Consider the following 26,911-nt stretch of genomic DNA (forward strand, 5'->3'; position numbering starts at 1 on the left):
CATGCTGATCCACCAGGTTATCGAAGAATTCGCCGCTGCCGGCATCTATCTCACGGTGCAGGACGGCAAACTGCTGTGCAAGGCCAGCGCAGGTGCCTTGACGCCTGAGCGACGCTCCCTCATCGCGGACCGCAAGGCGGATTTCATCGCTTTTCTCCGACAGGATGTTGGCGAGCAGCGCGAGGATGAACCACCTCTGGTGCGCCGTCCTGCGGGCCCTGCATTGTTGTCGCCGACCCAGCAACGGCTGTGGTTCATCGATCAACTGACCGAATCCGATGCCAATTACACCATTCCGGTGACCTATCGCCTTGTGGGCTCGCTGGATACCCAGGCACTGGGCCGCGCCTTGCAACGGGTGGTGGAACGTCACGAGATCTTGCGTACCGTGATCGAACTGCGCAATGACGAGCCGGTCGCCGTGGTGATGAGCGAGCAGTTTGATATCAGGCTCGTAGCCGAGGATCTGACAGACCTGGATGCGGCTTCGCAGGAAGCAGCGGTCAGTGCCCGCATGCAGGAAGCCGTCGTCAGACCATTTGATCTGGCCCACGAACCACCGCTCCGCACGCAGCTCCTGCGGCTCGCTCCGGATGCCCACGTATTGCTGCTGACCATGCATCACATTGCATCCGACGGCTGGTCAGTCGAAAACCTGCTGCGCGAGATATCCACTCTCTACACCGCATTTCGTGACGAAAAAGCGGATCCGCTGCCGCCCTTGTCGCTGCAATACGGGGATTACGCCGCCTGGCAGCGGCAATGGCTGCAAGGCGATCGACTGCATCGCTCGCTGGAGTACTGGCGCAAGCAGCTCGAGGGCGTACCGGTCGCACACAGCCTCCCGCTAGATCGACCACGCCCTGCGCATGTCCTCAACGCCGGCGCGTCGTGGCGCCAGTGTCTGCCGCCGTCGCTGCACCAGGCGTTGCTCGAATTGAGCCGGCGCCAGGGCACCACCTTGTTCATGACCATGCAAACGGCGTTTGCGGTATTCGTCGCCCGCTGGAGCGGCGAAAGCGATATCGTCATCGGTACTCCGGTCGCCAATCGCCCACGCAATGAACTGGCACCGCTGATCGGCTTTTTTTCCAACACGCTCGCCTTGCGCACGACCGTACCTGGCGATGCTTCTTTTGCGGACATCCTGCAACAGGCGAAGACGGTCGCGCTCGGCGCCTACGAGTTCCAGCACCTTCCGTTCGACATGCTGGTGGAGGACATCAACCCGCCGCGCAGTCTGGGCCTGGCCCCGCTGGTCCAACTGATGTTCTCGCTGCAGGACATCGACGAAGACGCAGCGCTGACATTGCCGGGCATCAGCGCCGAAGCGCTCATACCGGACTCGGTCAATGCCAAGTTCGACCTGAATCTCAGCCTGTTCGAACGACCACATGGACTGGAGGCTTGCTGGGATTACAGCAGTGCGCTATTCGATGCCGACACCATTGCCCGCATGGCCGGCTCGTTCGAGAACCTGTTGCAGGGCATTGTCGCCGGGCCGACGCAGCACATCGAACAACTACCGCTGCTCGATGCCGCCGCGCAACGCGCGATGCTCGCCCTTGGCAGCGAAGCGGCCACGCCATGTTTCGACCGGCATTGTTTGCATACGCTCTTCGAGCGTCAGGTCGAGCGCAGCCCGAATGCCGTTGCCGCCACTTTCGATAAGGCATCGCTGACCTACGCCGAGCTCAACCACCACGCCAATCAGCTCGCCCATCACTTGCGCAAGCTGGGCGTGGGTCCGGACGTGCTCGTTGCCATCGCGGTCGAGCGTGGCCTTGCCATGGTGACGGGCCTGCTCGCCATCATCAAGGCCGGCGGCGCCTATGTGCCGCTGGATCCGGCCTATCCCGTGGACAGGCTGGCGTACATGCTGGAGGACAGTGCACCGGCTGCGCTGATGACGCAGCAGTCCCTGCTCGACCGGCTTCCCCCGGTGAATCTTCCGATCCTGTTCCTCGAAGACAACGCGGCATGGGCGGATGAGCCCAGCCACAATCCCGACGTCGCCGGCCTCACTCCTGCACATCTGGCCTATGTGATCTATACCTCCGGTTCAACCGGAAAGCCCAAGGGGGTGATGGTCGAACACGGCAGCGTGTCGCGGCTGCTGGCTTCTACAGAAATGCATTTCCACTTCGATGCCAGCGACGTATGGACTCTGTTCCACTCCTTCGCCTTCGATTTCTCGGTCTGGGAGCTGTGGGGCGCGCTGGCCTATGGCGGACGCCTGGTCGTGGTGCCGTTGTCGTGCGCCCGCTCGCCGGACGACTTCTACGCGCTGTTGTGCCGCGAACAGGTCACCGTGCTCAACCAGACGCCAAGTGCGTTTCGTGCCCTCATTGGTGCGCAGGACAGCACTTCGCACCAGTTGCGCTGCATCATCTTCGGTGGCGAAGCACTCGAGTTGCACACGCTTGCACCCTGGGTGGAGCGCAACGATCCGCAGCGTACGCGGCTGATCAACATGTATGGCATCACGGAGATCACCGTTCATGCCACTTTCAAAGAGCTCACACAGGCGGACATCGAGGCAGATCGAGGCAGTTTGATCGGTCATGCGTTGTCGGATCTGCGTATCTACCTGCTGGATTCACAACGCCGACCGGTGCCCATCGGCATGCCTGGCGAGATGTACGTCGGTGGCCCGGGCGTTGCGCGCGGCTACCTGAATCGCGCTGACCTCACGGCCGAACGCTTCCTGACCGATCCGTTCCAGGCAGATCCCGCAGCGCGGATGTACAAGAGCGGCGACCTGGGCAAATGGTCGAACGATGGCCAGCTGGAATACCTCGGCCGCAACGACTTCCAGGTGAAGATCCGTGGCTTCCGCATCGAGCTTGGCGAGATCGAAGCAAGGTTGACCGCTTGCGCCGGGGTGCGCCAGGCGGTTGTGATCGCCCGCGAGGATCAGCCCGGGAATAGACGCCTCGTCGCGTATGTGATTGCACACGAGGGTCACGAGCCTTCCGTGGCCAAGCTACGCGACGAACTGACGAAAAGCCTGGCCGATTACATGGTGCCGAGCGCGTTCGTGGCGCTGCGGGTATTTCCATTGACGCCCAACGGCAAGCTGGATCGTGCCGCCCTGCCCGCGCCGGATCAGGCGTCTGTGGTGGTACGGCACTACGATGCACCGACCGGAGATGTGGAACTCGCGCTTGCCGCCATCTGGCAGGAATTGCTTGGCGTGGCGCGCATTGGCCGCAACGACAATTTCTTCGAGCTGGGCGGACACTCGCTGCTGCTGACACGCCTGCACAATCAGCTCGGTGCACGTTACGGGGTGGAGGTCGCCCTGAAGCGGCTTTTCGCGGCGCAGAGCATTCGCGAACAGGCTGTGCTGATCGAGCTGCCGCCAGGTCATGCGGTCACCGAGGCCTCGCCGGCACCCCGACCACGGCCTGCCGAGGCCGATAGCGTTCTCTCGTTTGCGCAGCGGCGCCTGTGGTTCATCGACCAGATGGGTGGCGCGGGGGCTGTCTACAACATCCCCTGCGCTCTGCGACTCACCGGTTCGTTGCAGCCAGACGCGTTGCGTCACTCGCTGGAATCCATCGTGCGCCGCCACGAAGTGCTGCGCACGCCGATGATGGCGGTGGGCAGCGAGTTCCAGCTGCGCTGCATCGACAGCTTCGAGCTGGACCTGCCGTTGCATGATCTCCGTAACCTGGATGGCCAGGCGCGCCCCACGGCCGTCCAGGCACATCTCGACGCAGAGGCCTCACGGCCATTCGATCTCGCCACCGACCTGTTCCTCCGGGCGCGGTTGCTGCGCGTGGCCGACGACGACCACATACTGCTGCTCACCCTGCACCATATCGCGGCCGACGGCTGGTCGATGGTCGTGCTGCTGCGGGAGCTGGCCGGGCTCTATGAAGCCCGTATCGAGAACCGCGACGCGGCGCTGCCCGCATTGCCGCTGCAATACGCCGATTACGCGCATTGGCAGCAGCAGTGGTTGCAGGGCGAACGGCTGGAAACGCAGCTGCATTACTGGCAACGGCAGCTGGCAGCGTTGCCGGTGCTGCACAATCTTCCGCTGGATTACGTGCGTCCTGATGCTCAACGCTACCGTGGCGCGCTCCACCGACAGACGCTGGATGAAACGCTGCTGGTCGAGCTGAAGCGCCTGGCGCGAGCTCACGACGCCACGCTTTTCATGACCCTGCAGGCGGCCTTCGCCGTATGGCTCGCGCGCTGGAGCGGCGATACCGACATCGTGGTCGGCACACCGATCGCAAACCGCCGCCACGAAGAGCTGGCGCCGCTGATCGGCTTTTTCGTCAATACCCTTGTATTGCGAAACGATCTCGCGGGGAACCCGCGTTTTACCGACGCGCTGGTCGCTGCCCGGGAAGTGGCCCTCGACGCGTTCCAGCATCAGGATGTGCCCTTCGAGATGCTGGTGGACCGCCTTCGGCCGCAGCGCTCGCTGAGCCACAGCCCGCTCTTCCAGGTCATGTTCTCGCTGGATACCAACGATGCCGCCGTGATTCCTTTCGGCGGGCTCGACGTCGTCGACGTCGCCGGCGAATCGCACCATGCGAAGTTCGATCTGACGTTGAGCATGCAGGAGACGCCCGATGGCCTGGAGGCTTGCTGGGATTACAACCGCGATCTCTTCCGCGCCGACACCGTCGCTCGCATGGGTGCCTCGTTCGAAACGCTCTTGCAAGGCATTGTCGCCACACCGACACAACGTATCGAGCGACTTCCACTCCTGGATGAAGCCATGCAGCGAGAGGTGACCGCCTTTGCCAGTCAGGCGGCGATGCCGGGTTTCGATCGATGCTGTGTGCATGCACTCATCGAACGCCAGGTCGAGCGCAGTCCGAACGCCATTGCCGTCACCTTCGAAAAAGAAGCGCTGACCTACGCCCAACTCAATCGTCATGCCAATCAGCTTGCCCATCACTTGCGCAAACTCGGTGTGGGGCCGGATGTACCGGTAGCGATTGCCGTGGAACGTGGTCTTGCCATGGTGACGGGCCTGCTCGCCATTCTCAAAGCCGGTGGCGCCTATGTGCCGCTGGACCCGGCCTACCCTGAAGATCGGCTGGCATACATGCTGGAAGACAGTGCGCCGGCAGCCTTGCTGACGCAGCGGTCCGTGCTCGATCGGCTGCCTGTGGTGAATATCCCGACGTTGCTCCTCGACGACACCGTGCCGTGGATGCATGAGCCCAGCCATAACCCCGATATCGCCGACCTCCATCCCGCGCATCTTGCCTACGTGATCTACACATCCGGCTCGACCGGCCGCCCCAAGGGGGTGATGAACGAACACGGCGGCGTCGTCAATCGCCTGCTTTGGGCGCAATCGCAGTTTCAGCTGTCATCGGCCGATCGCGTCCTGCAGAAGACGCCGTTCGGCTTCGACGTGTCGGTATGGGAGTTTTTCTTGCCGTTGCTGGCGGGCGCGCAACTGGTCATGGCGAAACCTGGCGGTCATCAGGACCCTGGTTACCTGGCCGAACTGATCGAGCGCGCGGATATCACCATGCTGCATTTCGTGCCTTCGATGCTGCAGGTGTTCCTGGATGGTGCCCAAGCAGCTCGATGCAGCGGCTTGCGACATGTGCTGTGCAGCGGCGAAGCCTTGCCCTATCCATTGCAGGTGCGCTTCCAGAAAGTATTGCCGGAGGTCGCGCTGCATAATCTTTACGGTCCGACGGAGGCGGCCGTCGACGTCACCTACTGGCGCTGCGACGCTTCGTTGCATCCGGGCATCGTGCCTATCGGTCGGCCTGTCGCCAATACCCGGATGTACGTGCTCGATGGTCATCGCGCCGCGATGCCCCGTGGCGTGGCAGGCGAGTTGTATATCGGCGGTATCCAGGTCGCGCGGGGTTACCTGAACCGGCCTGAGCTGACCGCCGAACGCTTCCTGGCGGACCCTTTTGTCGACGATCCGGACGCACGGATGTACAGGACGGGCGACCTGGGACGCTGGTTGCCGGACGGTTCCATCGAGTATCTCGGTCGCAACGACTTCCAGGTAAAGATCCGCGGCTTCCGTATCGAGCTTGGGGAAGTCGAGGGAGCACTGACAGCCTGCGAGGGCGTGCGCGAAGCGGTGGTGATCGCACGCGAGGACATGGCGGGCGACAAACGGCTGGTGGCGTACCTGGTGGCCCAGGAAGGACACACACTCGAAAATGCGGACCTGCGCCAGGCATTGGGAGAAAGCCTGCCCGAGTACATGGTCCCGAATGCCTTCGTCCAGTTGGAGAACTTGCCACTGACACCCAATGGCAAGCTGGATCGCCACGCGCTGCCGGTACCGGAGACGAGCGCTTACACATCGGCTACCTATATCCCGCCGGAAACGCCTGCGGAACGACAACTGGTGTCCCTATGGCAGGATCTTCTGCAGCACGAGCGGATCAGCGTAACCGCCAATTTCTTCGATCTGGGCGGCCATTCGCTGAATGCCGTGCGATTGATGTCCGCCATCCACCAGGCGACCGGTAGAGTTTTGCCGATATCGATCCTTTTCAGGGCACCGACCATACGGGCGCTTGCCGTTCAGATGGAAACATATCTCGCGGTCGCGGACGAATCCTTTGTCACGTTGCGCGAAAAAGGCGAAGGCGCTCCGTTGTTTGTGTTTCATGCAGCGGGCGGCGACGTGCTCTGCTACCAGCCATTGCTGAAGTACTTGCCGCCGGATATGCCGGTGCATGGCTTTCATCGCAGTGAATTGCCAAACCAGCGCGTGCCGATGTTCAAATCGGTCGAGCAACTGGCAGGCGAATACATCGAGCAGATACTCGAGCGGCAGCCACGAGGCCCCTATTACCTCGCCGGATGGTCGAGCGGCGGTCTTATCGCGATGGAGGTCGCATCGCACCTGGAAGACAAGGGCGAGACCGTGGCCATGCTGGCGGTGATCGACAGCATGCTTTCCACCGGAACCGACGTGGCGGCTGAATATCATGAGAAAGGTTTGTCCAGCTTGCAGCAATTGTCGTCGGAGGAAGCTTGTGAATTCATGCGCGAATATGACCCTGAATTACCGCCAGTGGCACCGGTGAACGGAGTTCTCGAGATTTCCGCAACCGATTATTTCAACTACCTGGTGGCCGCCAACCAGATCGGGCTCGACTTCCACCAGCCATGTTTTCGATTGGCCGCGCGCGTGCACTACTTCGGTTGCACCCTCAATCGAAATGTCAGGACCGAGGAGCAGCGCATCGCCGAGATCCAGGCCCTGGTCGAACAACCGATCAGCCATGAATCATTCGAGGCGACACATTTTTCGATCATGGAGGAACCCAGCGTGGCCGAACTCGGTTGTGCCATGGCAGCAGCGATCGAGCGCTCGCGCAAGGAAGAAGCCGCACATTCGCCCGCCCCCTCCCCACAGGCCACGGATTTCTTGCAGGAGACTGTCGCATGACCACGTCCATCCAGGCCCAGGTTGACCCCATCGCCGGGGACGAGCTTCCTCGCTCCTTGTTCCGCAACAGCAATTATCTGTGGCTGTGGGCCAGCTCGGGCATCTCGTGCCTGGGCGACTATTTCACCTTGATCGCCATGCCTTGGCTGGTGCTGACCTTGACCAGGGATCCGGCCACACTGGGCGCGGTCATGGCTCTGGAAAGCCTGCCTCGTGCAGCGTTCATGCTGGTGAGTGGCGGTTTCGCCGATCGCTACAGCGCGCGCATGGTGCTGCTCGTCAGCCGGACGATCTTCATGCTGGCACTCGTCGCACTGGCGCTGGATCTCTGGTATGGCTACCTGCAACTGAGCCATCTCTACGGATTCGCCTTCGTCTTCGGTCTGCTGACGGCGTTTGCATTGCCGGCGAGCCAGGCATTGCTGCCCCAGGTGGTGGACAAGACGCAGATCCAGCAAAGCAACAGCGCCCTGATGGGGTCGCAGCAGTTGATCCAGTTGTTCGCGCCTGTGCTGGCAGGGTTGTTGATCTGGGGCATGCCATCGGGTGCGGCGCCGGCCGGTACGACCGACGTTCCAAGTATCGCTCTCGCCTTCGCCTTCAACGCGGCCGCGATCTTCGTCGCCCTCCTGTTGTTGTTGAGGATCAAGTTGCAGCCTCTGCAGCACACCGAGGATGCGAACGGGGTGGGCGTCCGGCTCACCGATGGATTCAGATACCTCTGGCGTGATCGCGGCCTGCGCATCGCCACTTCGTACATGAGCTGCATCGGCTTCTTCGCGATCGGCCCGCTGCTGATCGTCATCCCTCAAATTGCCGAGCAACGCCTGCACGATGGCGCCTTGTCGTACGGCATGCTGTACGCCGTCAATGGCCTGGGCTCACTGCTCGGTTTTGCCTGTGGCGGGTTGTTGCCCAAGCCCGGGAAACGACGCCTTGGCCTGGTGATGTTCTCCACCGACCTGCTTGCCGGCATTTGCGTGTTCTGGCTCGGTCACAGCACCAGCTTTGCCACGGCGGCTCCGGCGCTGGCACTGATCGGTCTCAGTGCTGCGTACGGCGGCGTACTCGCCTTGAGCTGGATACAGGAACGCGTTCCTGCCACGCTCGCCGGTCGCGTCCTCGGCATTGTCATGTTCGCGGTGCTCGGCCTCACGCCGGTGTCCATGTCCCTGGGCGGCGTGATCATTTCGCACTACTCGCTGGAGGCGTTGCTGACACTGTCCGGGTGTGCGATCGGCAGTTTTGCCTTGCTGGGGCTGCTGTCACCAGGGATCAATCGTTTCGGCACCTATGCCAAGCCTGCCCTGCCGGAGGCGGCATGACTTGCCACATGACCGAATGTCGAACGGTCGCGCCTGAGCGAACCGTTCATCACGCCCATGAAGCCCTGCTCGAGGACGGCACAAGTGTTTCGCAGCTGGGTTATGAATACTCCGGCGCCATGCTCGATCAACTGCGTGAGCAGGTACCCTTTCCGGCCAGGCTGAAGACGGCGGTCCTCCGTCGCCAGGTGGATTTCCTGGCCGGACGATTGTGCGCACAACGCGCCTTGCGTACTGCAGGCTTCGAAGGCGATGTCGAGATCGCCACCGGTGAGCACGGGGCACCGGTATGGCCCGCAAACTTCCTTGGGTCGATCAGCCACTGCGACGGTTTCGCCATCGCTTCGGTCGCATGCGCCCAACGGATTGCCGCCCTCGGCATTGACGTCGAACGGCAGATGTCCGTCGAGGTGGCCAGCGACGTCCGGCGGCAACTGGCTACCGACCAGGAGCTGGCTCTTGGACGCCATGGCAGCATGTCGCCGGAAGCCTGGCTGACGGTGCTCTTCTCGGGCAAGGAAAGTCTGTACAAGGCACTTTATCCGGGCGTCGGGCGGTACTTCGATTTCCTCGACGTCACGGCAGTACATCTGGATGCTGACGCGGGAACGTTCATGCTCGAACTGCTAACCGCACTGTCGCCAGATCATCCGCAAGGTTCGACTTATCCGATCCGCTTCCACTGGAACGCAGACCGTGTGTTCACTCGTTGCGTAGTGCCAGGCTATGCGCGCCCCAATGCGCAGCGCTTCAAACCACGGACTGATGGCAGCCATTAGCCACCGCACTGGAATGAAATGTTTCTTCACCTGCAACACTCGACTTTCGAAAAATGGCAGACAGGCATGAACCGATTGGCATCGTATTGGGTTCGCACTACCGCGAGACGGGGGGCTCACTACGAGTCGATGACACCAACAAATCGCAAGGAGAAATGCAATGATCGGTTTGCGTGATATTGAATCCATCGAGCTCTGGGTCGAAGATGCCGATTCAGTTGCAACCCTGTATCAGCAAACATTCGGTTTTGAGCGAATTGCGCAGGCCAGTCCGGAGACCGGGCTTTCGGGGCGAAATTCGGTCGTTCTGGCTCAGGGAACTGCACACGTCATCGTCACTTCGTCGACCGGCTCCGGGGATATGGTTGCCGATTTCGTCGCCCGACACGGAGACGGCGTCCGCGATATCGCATTCAGGGTAGACGATGCTGCACGGGTGTTCGACCATGCCGTCTCCCGTGGTGCGCCAGCCATTCTGGAGCCGTCGCCTTCGAACTCGGCAGCCGTGGTTCGCGCCATCATCGGCGGATTCGACGACGTGGTGCATTCATTGATCCAGCACGATCTGTCTTTTCTGGACTCACTTCCGGATTGCTATCGCCCCCTCAAGACGACCGACAAGTCCAAGCCGTTCCTGCTCGACGCGATCGACCACGTCGCCATATGCCTGCGCACCGGAACGCTGGACAAGGTCGCGGAATACTACAAGCGCGTACTCGATTTCGAAGACGGACACCGCGAGGTCGTATACACGGATCGTAGCGGGATGAATGCCCGGGTGGTCCAGTCCGGGTCGATCAAGTTTCCCCTTCACGAACCACTCGCGACGAATCCGACAGGGCCGATTGCCGAATTCCTCGATCTCAACCAGGGGGCCGGGGTCTACCACGTGGCGTTCCTCACCAACGACATCGTCAACACCTTGCGTGAGCTCGAACAGAATCACGTCGAAGTGCTTCCTACGCCGGGGCGGTATTACGACATGCTGCCCGACCGGGTCGGTCCGGTTGATGAGCGCGTGGATGACCTGCGCGATCTGAACGTGCTGGTGGATCGCGACGAATGGGGATATCTGCTGCAGGTGTTTACGCGCTCCCTGCACAAGCGCCAGACGTTCTTCTTTGAAGTCATCCAGCGGAAAGATGCCCGCGGCTTCGGCAGCGGCAACATCCGCGCCTTGTTCGATGCGGTGGAGAGCGACCGTCTGGCGTTGATGGAGATGAATTCCAACTGAGTGCGAGTGCCTCGCGGGCTTCCGGCGCGCCAGCGCATACCGGGTCCAGGCGACGGGGCTGCGGGCTGTACGGCAACCTCGTTTCGATGCAGGGATCCGGTCGGTGGTTGCCGCCCGGATCCCATGTGTCACGCAGTTGAGCCGTTGCGGCTCATTGCGAAAAACCGAAAGTTTGCGACCCGCAGCCTCAGGCTGCGGCGTCCTTCAGCTTCTTCAGCGGGCGGATCTTGACTTTGACCGAGGCGGGCTTGGCGGCGAACCACTGCTCTTCCTTGGTGAACGGGTTGATGCCCTTGCGCTTCGGCTTGGCCGGCACGCTGACCGAGGAGATCTTCAACAGGCCCGGCAGCATGAACGAACCTGCGCCTTTCTTGTGGATGGATCCGGCCACGGCACCTTCAAGTGCGGCGAGCACGGCCCGCACGTCTTTCGCTGCCACGCCGCTCGATTCGACAATGTGTGCCACCAGGCCGGACTTGGTCAGGGCTTCCTTGATCGGCTTGTGAGTTGCTGAAGCGGGTGCTGCCTTGGCAGCCGTCTTGCCTTTTGCTGCTTTCTGCGTCGTTGCCATGGATCGGATTCCCTTGGTCGAATGGATACGGATGGATAAAGTGCCTCGCGGCACGCCGAATGTAGGGGAATTCTTCGGTGTCGCCAACTGGTTTGTCCATCAATTTTCGGCTCTTCCTCCCGATCGGCGCGTGCTGACCCCCGGGCCGGACTCCCGGCATTCGTCCAGGACGAACGCCCTTCGCCACGTCGCGGCCCTCCCCGGCTGCATGCTGCTGCCGCCTCGACCATGCTCCGCCACCGCTGCGCGCCTGCAGCCCGCGTCGTCTTCACACCGTTCCGCGTATGTTGTGGCGGGAATTCCGGCGCGTGCCGGACCCAAACTTCATGAGCGTTGCCCGCCAGGCCATCGTGTGATGGACCACCCTGCCGGAGGATCGCCACAGACAGGCAAAGGTGTCTCATTGACCATCGGCAGCACACTGGATTTTCTCAAGATGCGTCGCCTGCGTGCGTTCCGTCGACGCCGCACGGCCATGCGAACAAAGCCGGAGCAGGAGCCAGCACTGCGCTCGGAGCTGTTCAGTGCCGAGCAGATGGAACGCCACGGCCAGACGCTGGCCAACCAGCACCGCTTGAGCCCGCGCTCGCGCAGCAACCTGCTGCTGGCCAGGCTGGACGACAACGAGGCGGTCCTGATCCACACCTGCGAGCGGCTGACCGACGCCACCCGGCGCAAGCGACGGATCACTCCCGCCGGTGAGTGGCTGCTGGACAATTTCTACCTGGTCGAGGAGCAGATCCGGATCGCCCGCCGGCATCTGCCGAAAGGTTACAGCCGCGAGTTGCCACGGCTCGAAAGCGGTCCGTCGGCCGGCTTGCCGCGGGCCTACGACATCGCGCTGGAGATCATTTCCCACGGCGATGGGCGTGTCGACACGCTCAGTCTGCACCGCTTCATCCAGGCCTATCAGAGTGTTACCGGGCTCACGCTGGGTGAATTGTGGGCGATACCGATCATGCTGCGCCTGGCGCTGATCGAGAACCTGCGCCGGGTCGCCGCGAGGGTGATGGCGGACTGGCGCTACCGTGGCAAGGCCGCGCGCTGGGCCGATGCAATGGCGGCAACCGCGGAGGGCGACCCGAAGAGCGTCGTGCTGGTGGTCGCCGACATGGCGCGTTCGAATCCGCCGATGACCGGCCCGTTCGTCGCCGAGATGGCGCGCCGCCTGCAGGGCCAGAGCCCGGCGCTGGCCCTGCCACTGAGCTGGATCGAGCAGCGCCTGTCCGAATCCGGCCAGAGCATCGAGCACCTGATCCAGCTGGAGGCGCAGCAGCAGGCGGCCAACCAGGTTTCCATCAGCAACAGCATCGGCAGCCTGCGCGCGCTGTCGTCGATCGACTGGCGCGATTTCGTCGAACATTGCAGCCTGGTCGAACAGTGCCTGCGCGAAGATCCGGCCGAGGTCTATGCGGCGATGGATTTCGCGACCCGCGATCGCTACCGCCACGTCGTGGAGACGCTGGCGCGCCGTCACCGGCTGACCGAACTGCAGGTCGCCGAAGCAACGATCGAACTGTCACAGGGTGCACCGCCTGACGACATCAATTCGACGCTGTCGCACCACGTCGGGTTTTACCTGGTCGACCGCGGTCGACGCCGCCTGGAGCAGCGCCTCGGGGTCCGTCCGAACCTGAGCGAAAAGCTGCGACGCGGATTCGATCGCACGCCCTTGCCGATCTACCTGACACTGCTGGCCTTGCTGACATTTGCATTTGCGGAGCCGCTGGTCATGGCGGCGACGCACGACCGGATACCGTCGTGGGGACTGATCGCGATCGCGATTCCGGCCATCGTGCTGGCCAGCCAGTTGGGACTGAGCCTGCTCAACTGGATGGCTACGCTGACCATCGCTCCGCAGTTGCTGCCAAGGATGGATTACTCGGCGGGCATCCCGCATGCCGCGCGCACGATGGTGGTCATTCCCAGCCTGATCGCCAGCGCACAGGATGTGGAAGAACTGGTCGAATCGCTGGAGGTGCGCTTCCTTGGCAACCGCGACGAGTGTCTGCACTTCGCGCTGCTCACCGATTTCGCCGATGCGCAAAGCGAAACCTTGCCCGGTGATGAGGCTCTTTTGCAGCTGGCCCAGCGCCGTGTCGAAGCGCTCAACGAGCGTTACAACGGCACCGGGGCCGATCACTTTTTTCTGTTCCATCGGCCCCGCCGATGGAACGTCTCCGAGCGCTGCTGGATGGGCCACGAGCGCAAGCGCGGCAAGCTGGCCGATCTGAACGGCTTGCTGCGCGGCAATGCCGATGGTCGCTTCATGCGGATCGTCGGCGACATCGAAAACCTGCCGACAGTTCGGTACGTGATCACCCTGGATACCGATACCGGTTTGCCGCGCGACTCGGCGCAGGCCTTCGTCGGCACCATCGACCACCCGCTCAACCGCGCCGTCTACGATCCGGCGCGCCGACTGGTGGCGCAGGGTTACGCCATTCTTCAGCCGCGCGTAGGGATCAGCCTGCCCAGCACCGCCCGCTCGCGCTACGCGCAACTCTACGGCAGCGATGCAGGCATCGACCCTTATACGCAGATGGTTTCAGACGTCTATCAGGATGTATTCCACGAAGGCTCCTTCATCGGCAAGGGCATTTACGCCATCGATGCCTTCGAACGCAGCCTGGATGGCCGCTTCCCGGAAAACCGCATCCTCAGTCACGATCTGGTCGAGGGTTGTCATGCACGCTCGGGGTTGCTCAGCGACGTGCAATTGTTCGAGGAATATCCGGCCCGCTACAGCGCCGACGTCAAGCGACGGCACCGCTGGATCCGCGGCGACTGGCAGTTGCTGCCATGGCTGTTGCCATGGGCACCAACGGCGCACGACGGCTGGCGCCGCAATGCGCTGACCGCGTTGTCGCGCTGGAAGATCCTGGACAACCTGCGCCGCAGCCTGGTGCCCATCGCGTTGCTTGCACTGCTGTTGATCGGCTGGCTGCTGCTGTCGCCGGTGGTGTCGTGGACGCTCGCGGTATTGTCGATGGTGCTGGTGCCGCCGCTGCTGTCGGCGTTGCTGGATCTGGTACAGAAGCCGCGCGACGTGCAACTGGACCAGCACCTGCGCGCCGGCTTCAAGGCCGGCATGCAGCATTTCGCACGGATGGCGCTGGGGCTGGCCTGGCTGCCGCACGAAGCGCACTACCACCTCGACGCCATCGTGCGCACGCTGTGGCGCGTGCTGGTCAGTCGCCGTCACCTGCTGCTGTGGCAAACCTCCAGCGAAGTCGAGCGAAGCAGCAGCAATGCTCCCGCGGCCTCATGGCGACTCATGTGGTTCGGTCCGGTACTTGCCCTGACGCTGACGGCAATCCTGCTGATCCAGCGTCCGCTGGTACTGCTGCTGGCCGCACCACTGCTGTTGCTGTGGTTCTTCTCGCCATCGATCGCGTGGTGGGTCAGCCAGCCGCGTGCGCCAAGCGCGTTCAGTCCCACGATGGCGCAACTGCGTTTCCTGCGCGTGCTGGCCCGCAAGACCTGGGCTTTCTTCGACAGCCATGTCGGGCCCATCGACCACTGGCTGCCGCCGGACAACCTGCAGGAGCAACCCGGGCCGGTGATCGCCCATCGCACCTCGCCGACCAATATCGGCATGGCGCTGCTGGCCAACCTGGCCGCGCTCGATTTCGGCTTCCTCAGCGCCGGGCGCCTGCTCGATCGCACGCGGCAGACCTTTGCCACGCTGCAGCAGTTGCCGCGTCATCGCGGGCATTTCTACAACTGGTACGACACCTTGAGCCTGCGACCGTTGACACCGCTTTACGTCTCGGCGGTGGACAGCGGCAACCTCGCCGGGCACCTGCTGACGTTGCGTCCCGGCTTGCTTGCGCTGCTCGACGAACCGGTGTTTCAGCCGCGCGTGCTGCAGGGGCTGCTCGATTGCCTGAATGCGTTGCATGACACGCTGGAAGACAACGCGGCCAGTACGCTGGAACCGCTGCAACGTGAGTTGCAGGGCGCGCTGAAGACCCCGCCGGCCACCTCCGGTGCCGCCACCGAACTGCTGCAGCGGCAACTGGACCGTGCCCACGCGCTGGCCCAGGCACTCGTGATCGAACCCGGCAGCGATGCGGAATTCTGGATCGATGCGCTGCTCGACCAGTGCAGCGATCTATGCGACGAAGCCGGCATGTTCAACCTCGACCCCCCGCCAGAAGACGATGGCGGTTTCAGCGGCATCCCGACCCTGCGCCAGCTGGCCAGGATCGAGCCGTTGTGCTGGCCGGCGACGGCGCAGGCCGAGACGATCCGCGAGCGGGCGCGCGAACGCATCATCGCGATCGAGCAGCTCGTGCAGCAGGCCGGAGACTTCGCCGCGATGGATTACGGCTTCCTCTATGACAACACGCGTGACCTGCTGGCGATCGGCTACAACGTCGACGAGCGTCGTCTCGATGCAGGCTATTACGACCTGCTCGCATCGGAAGCGCGACTGGCCAGCTTCGTGGGGATCGCCCAGGGCCAGTTGCCACAGGAGAACTGGTTCGCGCTCGGCCGCCTGCTGACCACCAGTGGCGGGGAACCCGTGCTGCTGTCCTGGACCGGGTCGATGTTCGAATACCTGATGCCTACCCTGGTGATGCCCAGTTATGAAGGCACCCTGCTCGACCAGACCTGCCGCGCCGCGGTGGCGCGACAGATCGAGTACGGCAAGCAGTTGAACGTGCCGTGGGGCGTTTCGGAATCCGGCTACAACACGGTGGACGCGCACTTCACTTATCAATACCGAGCGTTCGGCGTGCCAGGCCTCGGCCTCATGCGTGGCCTCGGCGACGACGTGGTGATCGCGCCCTACGCGAGCGCTCTGGCAATGATGGTGGCGCCGGCGGCAGCGACGAAGAATCTGCAACGACTGGCCGAAGATGCCGGGCACGCGCGCTTCGGCCTCTACGAGGCGATTGATTACACCCAGGCGCGGCTACCGCTGGGACAGAGCTCGGCACTGGTCCGGTCGTTCATGGCACATCACCAGGGCATGAGCCTGCTGGCGCTGGACTACGCACTGCTGGATCGACCGATGCAGCGGCGCTTCGAATCCGATCCGCCATTCCAGGCGACCAGCCTGTTGCTGCAGGAACGCGTGCCCAAGACGGCGGCCGAGTACATGCACGCCTCCGGCTTCCCCGAGGTCGATGGCACGTTGCGCATGGCCGAGGCGCGGCTGCGGGTGTTCACCGATCCGGACCGGCCGCGCCCTGCCGTGCAATTGCTGTCCAACGGCCGCTACCACGTCATGCTCAGCAGCGCTGGCGGCGGCTACAGCCGCCGCGGCGATCTGGCGCTGACACGCTGGCGCGAGGACATCACGCGCGACAACTGGGGCATGTTCTGCTACCTGCGCGACGTCGCCAGCGGCGAGTACTGGTCCACTGCGTATCAGCCCACGCGGAAGAAAACCGAACTGTTCGAGGCAATCTTTTCCGACGCACGCGCCGAGTTCCGCGTGCGCGAACGCGAGTTCGACACGCACACCGAAATCGTGGTGTCACCCGAGGACGACATCGAACTGCGCCGCACCCGCATCACCAACCGCGGCCGCACGCCCCGCGTGATCGAGCTGACCAGCTACGCCGAGGTGGTGCTGGCGCCGCCGCTCGCCGATGCCCTGCACCCGGCCTTCAGCAAGCTGTTCGTGCAGACCGAACTGGTACCCGAGCTGCAGGCCATCGTGTGCACGCGGCGGCCGCGGTCGGCCGACGAACACGTGCCGTGGATGTGCCACCTGCTGGCCGTGCACAATGCGGACATTGACGCGATCTCCTACGAAACCGACCGCGCGCGTTTCATCGGTCGGGGCCGCAGTACGGCCGATCCGCAGGTGCTGGATCGCGAGCAGGCGCAGCTGTCCGGCAGCGCCGGTTCGGTACTCGATCCGATCGTGGCGATCCGTTGCCGCATCACGCTCCAGCCGGAACAGTCGGCCACGGTGGACCTGGTCACCGGCATGGCCGATAGCCGCGAGTATTGCCTGCAGCTGATCGGCAAGTATCGCGACTGGCACCTCGCCGATCGCGTGTTCGACCTGGCCTGGACGCACAGCCAGGTATTGCTGCGGCAACTCAACGCCAGCCTCGCCGATGCGCAGCTGTATGAGCACATGGCCACTGCGATCATCTTTCCGAACGACAGTCTGCGCGCCGAGCCCAGCGTCCTGCGCGGCAACCGGCGCGGCCAGTCGGGGTTGTGGGGCCAGTCGATCTCCGGCGACCTGCCGATCGTGCTGCTGCAGATCGCCAGCCCGGCCCGGATCGAACTGGTCCGCCAACTGGTGCAGGCGCATGCGTACTGGCGGCTGAAGGGCCTGGCCGTCGACCTGGTGATCTGGAACGAGGATCGCGCGGGCTACCGGCAAGAGCTGCACGACCAGATCATGGGATTGATCGCATCGGGCAGCGAGGCCAGCCTGCTCGATCGTCCCGGCGGCATCTTCGTGCGCCCTGCGCAGCAATTGTCCAGCGAGGACCGCATGGTAGTGCAGGCCAGCGCGCGGATCATCTTGGCCGACAATCGCGGCAGCCTCGCCGAGCAGATCGGCCGGCGCCGGGTGGAGACGCACGCACCGCCCTTTGAGCCAAGCCGCTCGCGGCGCCCGACCCCAATGGCTACTGCACCGGAGCCGAACAGGCTGCTGCAACTGGCCAATCCGCTTGGCGGCTTCAGCGCCGACGGCCGCGAATACGTGATCGTGCTGGCAGCGGGCGACACCACGCCGGCGCCGTGGTCGAACGTGCTGGCCAACCCGCACTTCGGCACGGTGATCTCCGAAAGCGGCAGCGCCTATAGCTGGGGCGAGAATGCGCACGAGTTCCGGCTCACCCCCTGGCACAACGATCCGGTTGGCGACGCTGGCGGCGAGACGTTGTACGTGCGCGACGAGGAGACCGGAGAGTTCTGGTCGCCTACCCCGCTGCCCTGCCGCGGCAGTGGCCAGTACATCACCCGGCACGGTTTCGGTTACAGCGTGTTCGAGCACGAGGAAGACGGCATCCACTGCGAACTGTGGATCTACGTGGCGCTCGACGCGTCAGTGAAATTCTCGCGACTGAAACTGCGCAACAGCTCCGGCCGGCCGCGCCGGCTCAGCGTCACCGGCTACGTCGAATGGCTGCTGGGAGACTTGCGCGAGAAGACTGCCATGCACGTGGTCACCGAATCGGATCCGGTCAGCGGCGCGCTGTTCGCCCGCAATGCGTACAACACCGAGTTTCCCAACCGCGTTGCGTTCTTCGATGTCGACGACCCCAACCGCAGCATCGGTGGCGATCGCAGCGAGTTCCTCGGTCGCAACGGCAGCACCCGCGCACCGGCCGCGCTGGGCCGGATGCATCTGTCCGGACGCATCGGCGCGGGATTCGATCCCTGCGCGGCGCTGCAAGTCAACGTGGCGTTGGAGGACGGCGCGCAACACGAACTGGTATTCCGCCTCGGTCTCGGACGCGATGCAGCGGACGCAAGCGCGTTGGTGCAAAGATTCCGCGGCCGCGGTGCGGCGACGCAAGCGCTGGACCAGGTGCGCGCACACTGGTCGAACCTGCTCGGTGCCGTGCAGGTCAGCACCCCCGATCCCGCGCTCGACGTACTGGCAAATGGCTGGCTGCTGTACCAAACCATCGCTTGCCGGATGTGGGCACGCAGCGGCTACTACCAGTCCGGCGGTGCGTTCGGCTTCCGCGACCAGTTGCAGGATTCGATGGCCTTGCTGCACGCCGCCCCCGAGCTGTCGCGCGCGCAGTTGCTGCTATGTGCCGCGCATCAGTTTCCCGAAGGCGACGTGCAGCATTGGTGGCATCCGCCGCTGGATCGTGGCGTGCGAACGGCATGTTCCGACGACTACCTGTGGCTGCCGCTCGCCACCAGCCGCTACGTGCTGGCCACCGCGGACACGACCGTGCTGGACGAGCGGATCGGCTACATCGAAGGCCGCCCGCTGCACCAGGGCGAGGAGTCCTATTACGACCTGCCGCAACCGTCGGGACTGTACGAAAGCCTGTACCGGCACTGCGTGCGCGCGATCGAACACAGCCTTGTACGCGGCGTGCACGGCCTGCCGCTGATCGGCAGCGGCGACTGGAACGATGGCATGAACCGCGTCGGCGAACACGGCCGCGGCGAAAGCGTCTGGCTGGGCTTCTTCTCCTGCGAGGTGCTGCGCAGCTTTGCCGAGGTGGCGCGCCTGCATGACGACGAAGCGTTCGCACAACGCTGCGACGGCGAGCTCGCCAGGCTGCGCTCCGCACTTGAACTGCATGGCTGGGACGGCGAGTGGTATCGCCGCGCCTACTTCGACGACGGCACCCCGCTCGGTTCCAGCGGCAACAGCGAATGTCGCATCGACTCGATTGCGCAGAGCTGGTCGGTGCTCTCCGGCGTGGCATCACCAGCGCGCCGGCAGCAGGCCATGAACTCGCTCGACCAACACCTGGTACGCCGCGATGCCGGCCTGGTGCAATTGCTCGACCCGCCGTTCGACCGCTCGCCGATGGACCCGGGCTACATCAAGGGCTACGTGCCAGGCGTGCGGGAAAACGGCGGCCAGTACACCCATGCCGCGATCTGGGCCACGATGGCATTCGCCGAGCTCGGTGACAGTGCGCGCGCCTGGGAACTGCTGCGCATGATCAACCCGGTCAACCACGGCATCGATCCCGTGCAAATGGGCGTCTACAAGGTCGAACCCTACGTGGTCAGCGCCGACGTCTACGCCGTCGAGCCCCACGTCGGCCGCGGCGGCTGGAGCTGGTACACCGGCTCCGCCGGCTGGATGTACCGGTTGATCATCGAGTCGCTGCTGGGCTTGCGGCTGGACGCCGGCCGCCTGCGCTTCGCGCCGGTGCTGCCGCCGGAGTGGGAGGGCTTTTCCATGGACTACCGCCACCTTGCCACGTGGTACCGGATCAACCTGCGGCAAAGCGGCCCGGGCACCACCAGCACCTTGTGGCTGGATGGCGTCGCACAGCCGGATGGCTGCATCGTCCTGATCGACGACGGCGTGGATCACAGCGTGAATTTCAACTGGCCGCGTGCGGCGTCGGCGTCGCTGCCTCATGAAAAATCCGGCCATGTGCCAGCCGATTGAACATCGGTCATGCGGCTGGTTTCTTCGACCTTCGCCGAACCGGTTCACACTCGAACCGGACACGTTGCCGTCAACGTGCCATACGGCTTCACGGCCGCTGCTGGTCCAGCCAACCGCCCTGGAAGCCGGCGCGGCGTAGCCCGTCCACCATCCAGCGGCAGCCTCGCATCAATTCCCACAGCATGCCGCTGCGATGGTTTTCCACCATCAGCACGATCGGGCCCAGGTTGAGCCCGAAGAAATACGGCGACACCCAGCCGTCGAGCGGCAGGCCGGGCTTGTCGACGTAGGTCTGGTTGAAGCTTGCCTTGAAGCCGTAGGGATGCTGCTCGTGCAACTGCAGGGTGTGGATGAAATGGTGCGCCGTTGGCAGCACGATTTCCGGTGCAAACGGCAGCGATGCCACCACCACCCACGGCGCCAGCGTGCCGTCGTCGATGCCATATGGCGCGCCGCGGCCGACGTAATCGTAGAACTGGCGTTCGATGCCGTCGATCTTCACGCTCATCGGTCCCGGGCCATCGCTGGCGGTGATGCCCCAGCAGTGATCGCAGTAGTTCTTGAAGCCGAGCGGGTTGTCGATCGCGTAACGCTGCTGCACCATCGTCGCGCGGCGGCTGTTTTCGAAATAGTCGATGCCCTTGTCGCGCATGAAGGCATCCCGGATACCGCGGGCATCGATCCATACCTGCGACAATTGATGGGTGAACATCGGCCCGCAATACAGGTAATCGATGCCGTAGCAATGCTTCCATTCGTAGGTCGACGACCATGCCGCATAAGCGTCCGGTGTCAGCGGATGCGTCGGCGATCCAAGTGCGAGCACGTACAGCATCAGGCCCTCGTCGTAGCCCTGCCAGCGGTGCGGAATGAAGCCGCTTTCGGGGTGCCAGCCGTGGCCGATGGTGCCGTCCGCGGCCTGGGTCCAGGGCCATTCGGCACGCTGGTACAGCATATTCGCGAGCTCGCGGATTTCCTTCTGTTCAGCGGTGTCGTCCTCGAAATAGGCGGCCGCCGTCAACATGCCCGCAAACAGCAGTGCGCTGTCCACCGTCGACAGTTCGCACTTCCACGCTCGACGACCGGTCTGCATGTCGAGAAAGTGGTAGTAGAAGCCACAGTAGCCGGAGGCGTCCGGCTCCGGGCCCTGCGGGCTGTCGCGGAAGAACCGCAGCGTGGCAAGCGTGCGCGCGATCGCGGTGGCCCGGCTCATCAAGCCTCGCTCGACCGCCACCGGATAGCTGCTCAAGGCCAGCCCGGTGGCGGCAATGCTGGCCGGCCAGTTCGGCGCTGTCTTGTCCCTGACCAGTCCGTTGACCGGGTTGGTTTCGTACTGGAAATAGGCGAACGCCTTGCTCTGCAAGTGCTGCAGCATCGGGGCGGATTCCATCGGATGACTGAGCGGATCGGAACTCATGGTTTTCGTCATGGTCTGTTGCGGCAATGAGTGACGCATCGAAGTGAATTCCGGGCTCGTCGATGCCTGTGGCCCGTCGATATCGCCGCCATCCTATCTTCGCCATCGTGAAACGCGGGTTCATGCCTTGACGGCATGTATGCCGCACAAGGTGCACGATGCGGGAATTGCCCGCCTTCGACAGGACCCACCATGCCCGCATCCTCGCGCACCATCAACACCCGCCAACGCTGCCTGCTGTCGAACGGCAGCTACAGCGTCATGCTGAGTGCGACTGGCTCAGGTTACAGCCGGTGGCGGGAGCTGGCAGTGAATCGGTGGCGCGAGGACCCCACCGTCGAGAGCTGGGGCAGCTATCTGCTGCTGCGCGATGAAGACAACGCGGAGTCCTGGTCGGCCACGCAGCAGCCCTACGGCACCCGCACGCCGGATGATGCGGTTGCGTTCAGCACGGGCCGCGCCACCTTCAGCCGCCGCCACCACAGCGTGCACAGCGTGCTGGACATTGCGGTGGCCTGCGACGCCGACATCGAGTTGCGCCGGTTGACTCTGAGCAATCACGGTGACCGCACGCGCAGGCTGTCGCTGACCTCCTACGCCGAAATGGTGCTCGGCCCGATCGCCGCCGACAACGCACACCCGGCGTTCTCCAAGATGTTCGTGCAGACCGAATGGGACGCCGCGGCCGGCTTGCTGCTCGCCACGCGCCGCCGGCGCGACAGCAAGGAGGCCGAGATGTGGGTGGCGCAGGCGCTGCAGATCGAGGGTCAGGACAACGCCGCCGCGGCCGGGTACGAGAGCGATCGTGCGCGCTTCCTCGGACGCACGCGCACCTTGCGCGACGCCGTGGCGATGCAGGCCGATACGCCGCTCTCGAACACGGTCGGCTGCGTGCTCGATCCGGTCTTCAGTCTGCGTCAGCATTTCATCCTCGCACCGGGTGCCAGCGTGACCCTGCTGCTGTGGACGCAAGTGGCCGACACGCGCGCAGGCGCCAGGGCGCTCGCCGCCCGGCTGCGCGACACGAGCGCCGCCGCCCGGCTTTTCGACGCCGCCACGAACCACGCCGAAGCGGAACAACAGCGACTCGCTGTCGATATCGCGCAAGCCACCCGCTTCGCGCACTGGATGAGCGCCCTGCTGTGCAACGATCCGGAGCAGCGCGCGGCGCCGGCGGCGCTGATGCAGGGTCGCGGCGGGCCGCCGACCTTGTGGGCCGCAGGTATTTCCGGCGATCGCCCGATTACCTTGCTGCGCGTGGACGATCTGCAGGCGTTGCCGCGGGTCGAGGATGTGCTGCTGGCCCAGATCGACTGGCGAAGCCGGCAGCTCGCCGTCGACGTGGTACTGCTCAACGTCGCCGGCGGCGCAGCGGCTGACGCGTTGCAAGCTGAGCTCGAACCGTTGGCGAATGCACAACAGGCGCGCCTGAAGGCCGACGAGCATGCGCCGAAGGCTGAGCTGTTCCTGCTGCGCGACGACGGGATCAGCGCCGAACTGCGCGACGGCCTGCTGACGGCAGCACGGCTGCTGCCGGACGAGGCTCCACCCGCCCCGGCTGCAACCAATGCAGGCGACAGCGTCGCCACGCCGCCCGCCATCCGCGCAACCCGCCGCATGGACGAGGTGGTCGCGACAACCGACGCGGACTTCGAATTCGCCAACGGCATCGGCGCGTTCACGCAGTCCGGTCGCGCCTACCGGATCGACCTCGGGGACGGCCGCAGTACTCCGGCACCGTGGATAAACGTGATCGCAAACCCGACGTTCGGCTTCCTCGTCTCGGCCGACGGCGGCGGCTACGCGTGGTCGCTGAACAGCCAGCAAAACCCGCTGACGCCATGGCCCAACGATCCGGTCAGCGATACGCCGCATGACGTGCTGTACCTGCGTGACGAGGAAACCGGCGTGTTGTGGAGTGCCACGGCGCTGCCGATCCGCGTGGCCAATGCCGCTTATTCGGCGACCCACGGCAAAGGCTGGTCGCGTTTCAACAACGATGCCCATGGCATCGAACTGGAATTGACCCAGTGCGTGCCGACCGACGCCTCGGTCAAACTGTCGCGACTGCGCCTGTGCAATCGCTCGTCGCGCACGCGGACGCTGTCGATCACCGGCTATGTGGAGTGGGCCTTGGGTGCGAACGGCACCACACCGGGGCCGTACGTGGTCACCTCTCGTGACGAAACCACCGGCGCGCTGTTTGCGCGCAACCGCTGGCGGCCCGACTTCGGTGAGCGGGTGGCGTTCTTCGACCTGTCCGGGCAGCAACATTCGATGAGCGGCGATCGCGCTGCGTTTCTCGGCCCACTCGGCACGGTCGTGCAACCGGCTGCGCTGCGCGACGACGGTCCGCTGGACGGCCGGCTTGGCGCCGGAATGGATCCGTGCGGGGCGTTGCAGACGCGCATCGAATTGCCGCCACAGACACAGATCGAGCTGACCTTCCTGCTTGGCGATGCCGACTCGGAAGCCGTTGCCAGGCAACTGGTCGAAACCTTCCGCGCGACCACGATGGAGAGCGTGCTGGCGGACCTGGCCGCACAGTGGAACGGACTGCTCGACACCGTGCAGGTGCGCACGCCGGACCGCGCGATGGACCTCCTGCTCAACGACTGGCTGCTGTACCAGGTGCTGGGCTGCCGGCTGTGGGCGCGCACCGCGTACTACCAGTCCAGCGGCGCCTACGGCTTCCGCGATCAGTTGCAGGACGTGATGGCGCTGTGCGTGAGCCGCCCAGACCTCGCCCGCGAGCACCTGCTGCGTGCCGCCGGCCGCCAGTTTGCCGAGGGCGACGTGCAGCACTGGTGGCTGCCGCCGAAGGGCCAGGGCATCCGCACGAAGATCAGCGACGACCGCATCTGGCTGGCCTATGTCGCCACGCACTACGTCGACGTGAGCGGCGACGCGGCCGTGCTGGACGAGGTGTTGCCATTCCTCACCGGCCAGCCGATTCCCGACGGAGCCTCTGATGCGTTTTTCCAACCCGGCGTGGCGCAGCAACACGTCAGCGTCTACGAACATTGCGCGCTGGCGATCGACACCGCGCTTACCCGCGGCGCACACGGTCTGCCACTGATCGAAACCGGCGACTGGAATGACGGCATGAACGCCGTCGGTGCCGAGGGTCGCGGCGAAAGCAGCTGGCTCGGCTGGTTCCTGCTCGCCACGATCGCGACACTCGCGCCGCACGCCGAACACCGCGGAGAAAAGGCGCGTGCCAGGCACTGGCGCGATTACGCCGATGAACTGCGCGCCGCTCTGGAGCAGGCCTGGGACGGCCAGTGGTACCGCCGCGGCTATTACGATGACGGCGCACCGCTGGGCTCGCGCGAAAACGACGAATGCAGGATCGACACCATCGCGCAGTCATGGAGTGTCATGGCCGGCAACACCGATCCGGCGCGTTCGACACAAGCGATGGATTCGGTCGACCGCCTGCTGATCGACCACCCCAACCAGGTTGCCCGCCTTTTCACCCCGCCGTTCGATCACGGCAAGGAAAACCCCGGCTACATCAAGGGCTATCCGCCCGGTGTGCGGGAAAACGGGGGCCAGTACACACACGGCGCGATCTGGTCGATTTTTGCGTGGGCCGGACTCGGCGACGGCGACCGTGCCGAAGGCCTGTTCCACTTGCTCAACCCGATCCATCACGCCGGCAGTGCCGAGGCCGTCGAACGCTACAAGGTCGAACCCTACGTGGTCTGCGCCGACGTCTATTCGGTCGCGCCATACATCGGCCGTGGGGGCTGGACCTGGTACACCGGCTCCGCCGCATGGCTGTATCGCGCCGGGCTGGAAGCGGTGCTGGGGTTCCATCTGCACGGAGAACAACTACGCATCGATCCGTGTATCCCACGGGCGTGGCCAGGCTTCGAGCTGCGCTATCAACATCGTCGGCGGCATGTGAGCGCATACACGATCACGGTCGAGAATCCGAACCACGCCGGTCATGGCGTCACGGCCGTCGAGCTTGATGGTGCGGCGTGCCCGGCTGCGGACCCGATCACCCTGGTCGACGACGGCCAGGCGCATGCGCTGCGCATCGTGCTCGGCTGACGGACGCTACTGCAGGCCCGTCAGCCCGGCGAGGCAGGCCTAGCGACCGAAGATGATTTCCTTGCCTTCATGGTCGCGGTCCCAGCCGCGCAGCTGGTCGCGGATATGGGCGATGCGCTGGCGGCCGAGGGCGTTGCGTTCTTCGTCGAGTACCTGGCCATCCAGCAATTCGGCCAGGCGTTGCGCGGTGGGCAGCATGGCGTCCCAGGCATCGAGGGCCGGCAACGGTGCCGGCAGGGTCATGAAGAAGCTCACCCCGGGCGTGTGCAGCGCGTCCAGCCGGGCGAGATCGAAATTGCCCGGCTTGAGCATGTTGGCGACGCTGAAGATCGGCCCGAGTTCGCGTTTGCCGTCGACCAGGCGGTGATAGATGCCCATGTCGCCGAATTCGAGACCGGCCTTTTCGGCAGCTACGACCAAGTCCGGGCCGTTGAAGAAGCTGCCTTCGCGCGCCACCACGAACAAGGTGACGATCCGTTCCACCGGCAACTGCGCGGGACGCCGACCCAGGTCCGAACGTGGCGGCGTGTTGGTCGCCTTCGCTGCAGCAGGCGCAGGTGCCTGTGGCATTTCGATGGCCGGTGCCGGCTGGCTGGCGCTGGGTGCGCGCAAGGCGTCGATGATCGACGCGACATGGTCGGCCAACTTGGCCGGTGGCTTGGGTTTCGCCGGCGCTGCCGGCGACTGGGAGCGCTCGCCGGAAAGCGTGGCCCCGAGACGCTCGAGCTCTTCGCGCAAACCTACTTCCAATTCGCCTTGCCGGGGGTTTTCCGTGCCGGCCGTAGAGCTGGCGGCCACCGTGCCGAACCCGTCGAACGAAGCTTCTTCGCCTGCACCGGCCTCGCCCAGCGTGGGCTCGCGACGTTCGCCGCCATGCGGCGTGGGCACGACCCGGCGCTTGCCCTGCTCCTTCTTTGGCTGGCCGAACAGCCACATCAGCGCCAGCACGATCAGACCCACGATCAGCATCGGGATGCCGACGGCAGGGTTCCAGGCGAATGCGAGCACGGGTTGCAACGTCATCATGGGT

General features: G+C 64.3%; 9 protein-coding genes. 6 read left to right on the forward strand and 3 right to left on the reverse strand.

What is annotated here, in order from left to right:
* The first annotated feature begins 1 nt into the window (after position 1).
* The 4 genes from CIW53_RS12480 (at position 2) to hppD (ending at position 10,749) form a co-directional block, all read left to right on the forward strand.
* Positions 2–7,411 (forward strand): non-ribosomal peptide synthetase, encoded by a 7,410-nt coding sequence (locus CIW53_RS12480; RefSeq protein ID WP_149365066.1) that lies wholly within the window; start codon positions 2–4, stop codon positions 7,409–7,411.
* Positions 7,408–8,736 (forward strand): MFS transporter, encoded by a 1,329-nt coding sequence (locus tag CIW53_RS12485; RefSeq protein WP_149365067.1) that lies wholly within the window; start codon positions 7,408–7,410, stop codon positions 8,734–8,736. Before CIW53_RS12480 ends, CIW53_RS12485 begins: the two co-directional genes overlap by 4 nt.
* Before the next feature lie 8 nt (positions 8,737–8,744).
* Entirely contained in the window at positions 8,745–9,515 is a 771-nt protein-coding gene (locus tag CIW53_RS12490) for a 4'-phosphopantetheinyl transferase superfamily protein (RefSeq protein WP_207105465.1), read from the forward strand.
* Positions 9,516–9,675: 160 nt separating this feature from the next.
* Entirely contained in the window at positions 9,676–10,749 is a 1,074-nt protein-coding gene (gene hppD / locus CIW53_RS12495; protein ID WP_149365069.1) for a 4-hydroxyphenylpyruvate dioxygenase, read from the forward strand.
* Between the two features lie 187 nt (positions 10,750–10,936).
* On the opposite strand, the gene CIW53_RS12500 is transcribed toward hppD, so the two are convergent.
* Positions 10,937–11,320 carry an HU family DNA-binding protein gene (locus CIW53_RS12500; RefSeq protein WP_149365070.1) on the reverse strand — a complete coding sequence of 128 codons (384 nt, stop codon included), beginning with the start codon at positions 11,318–11,320 and terminating at the stop codon, positions 10,937–10,939.
* A 436-nt stretch (positions 11,321–11,756) separates the two neighbouring features.
* On the opposite strand from CIW53_RS12500, the gene CIW53_RS12505 reads away from it, so the two are divergent.
* Positions 11,757–20,402 (forward strand): glucoamylase family protein, encoded by an 8,646-nt coding sequence (locus tag CIW53_RS12505; RefSeq protein ID WP_149365071.1) that lies wholly within the window; start codon positions 11,757–11,759, stop codon positions 20,400–20,402.
* A gap of 88 nt (positions 20,403–20,490) precedes the next feature.
* Here CIW53_RS12505 and CIW53_RS12510 read toward each other — a convergent pair whose 3' ends face one another.
* A complete protein-coding gene (locus tag CIW53_RS12510; protein WP_242451894.1) occupies positions 20,491–21,831 on the reverse strand; it encodes a glucoamylase family protein in 1,341 nt (446 codons plus the stop codon).
* 180 nt (positions 21,832–22,011) lie between these two features.
* On the opposite strand from CIW53_RS12510, the gene CIW53_RS12515 reads away from it, so the two are divergent.
* Positions 22,012–25,881: a glycosyl transferase family 36 gene (locus CIW53_RS12515; protein WP_149365072.1), complete on the forward strand. Its 3,870-nt coding sequence runs from the start codon at positions 22,012–22,014 to the stop codon at positions 25,879–25,881.
* 39 nt (positions 25,882–25,920) lie between these two features.
* On the opposite strand, the gene zipA is transcribed toward CIW53_RS12515, so the two are convergent.
* A complete protein-coding gene (gene zipA / locus CIW53_RS12520) occupies positions 25,921–26,904 on the reverse strand; it encodes a cell division protein ZipA (RefSeq protein ID WP_149365073.1) in 984 nt (327 codons plus the stop codon).
* Positions 26,905–26,911 lie beyond the last annotated feature (7 nt).

It is taken from the genome of Rhodanobacter sp. T12-5, from assembly GCF_008329435.1.
GTDB lineage: Bacteria > Pseudomonadota > Gammaproteobacteria > Xanthomonadales > Rhodanobacteraceae > Rhodanobacter.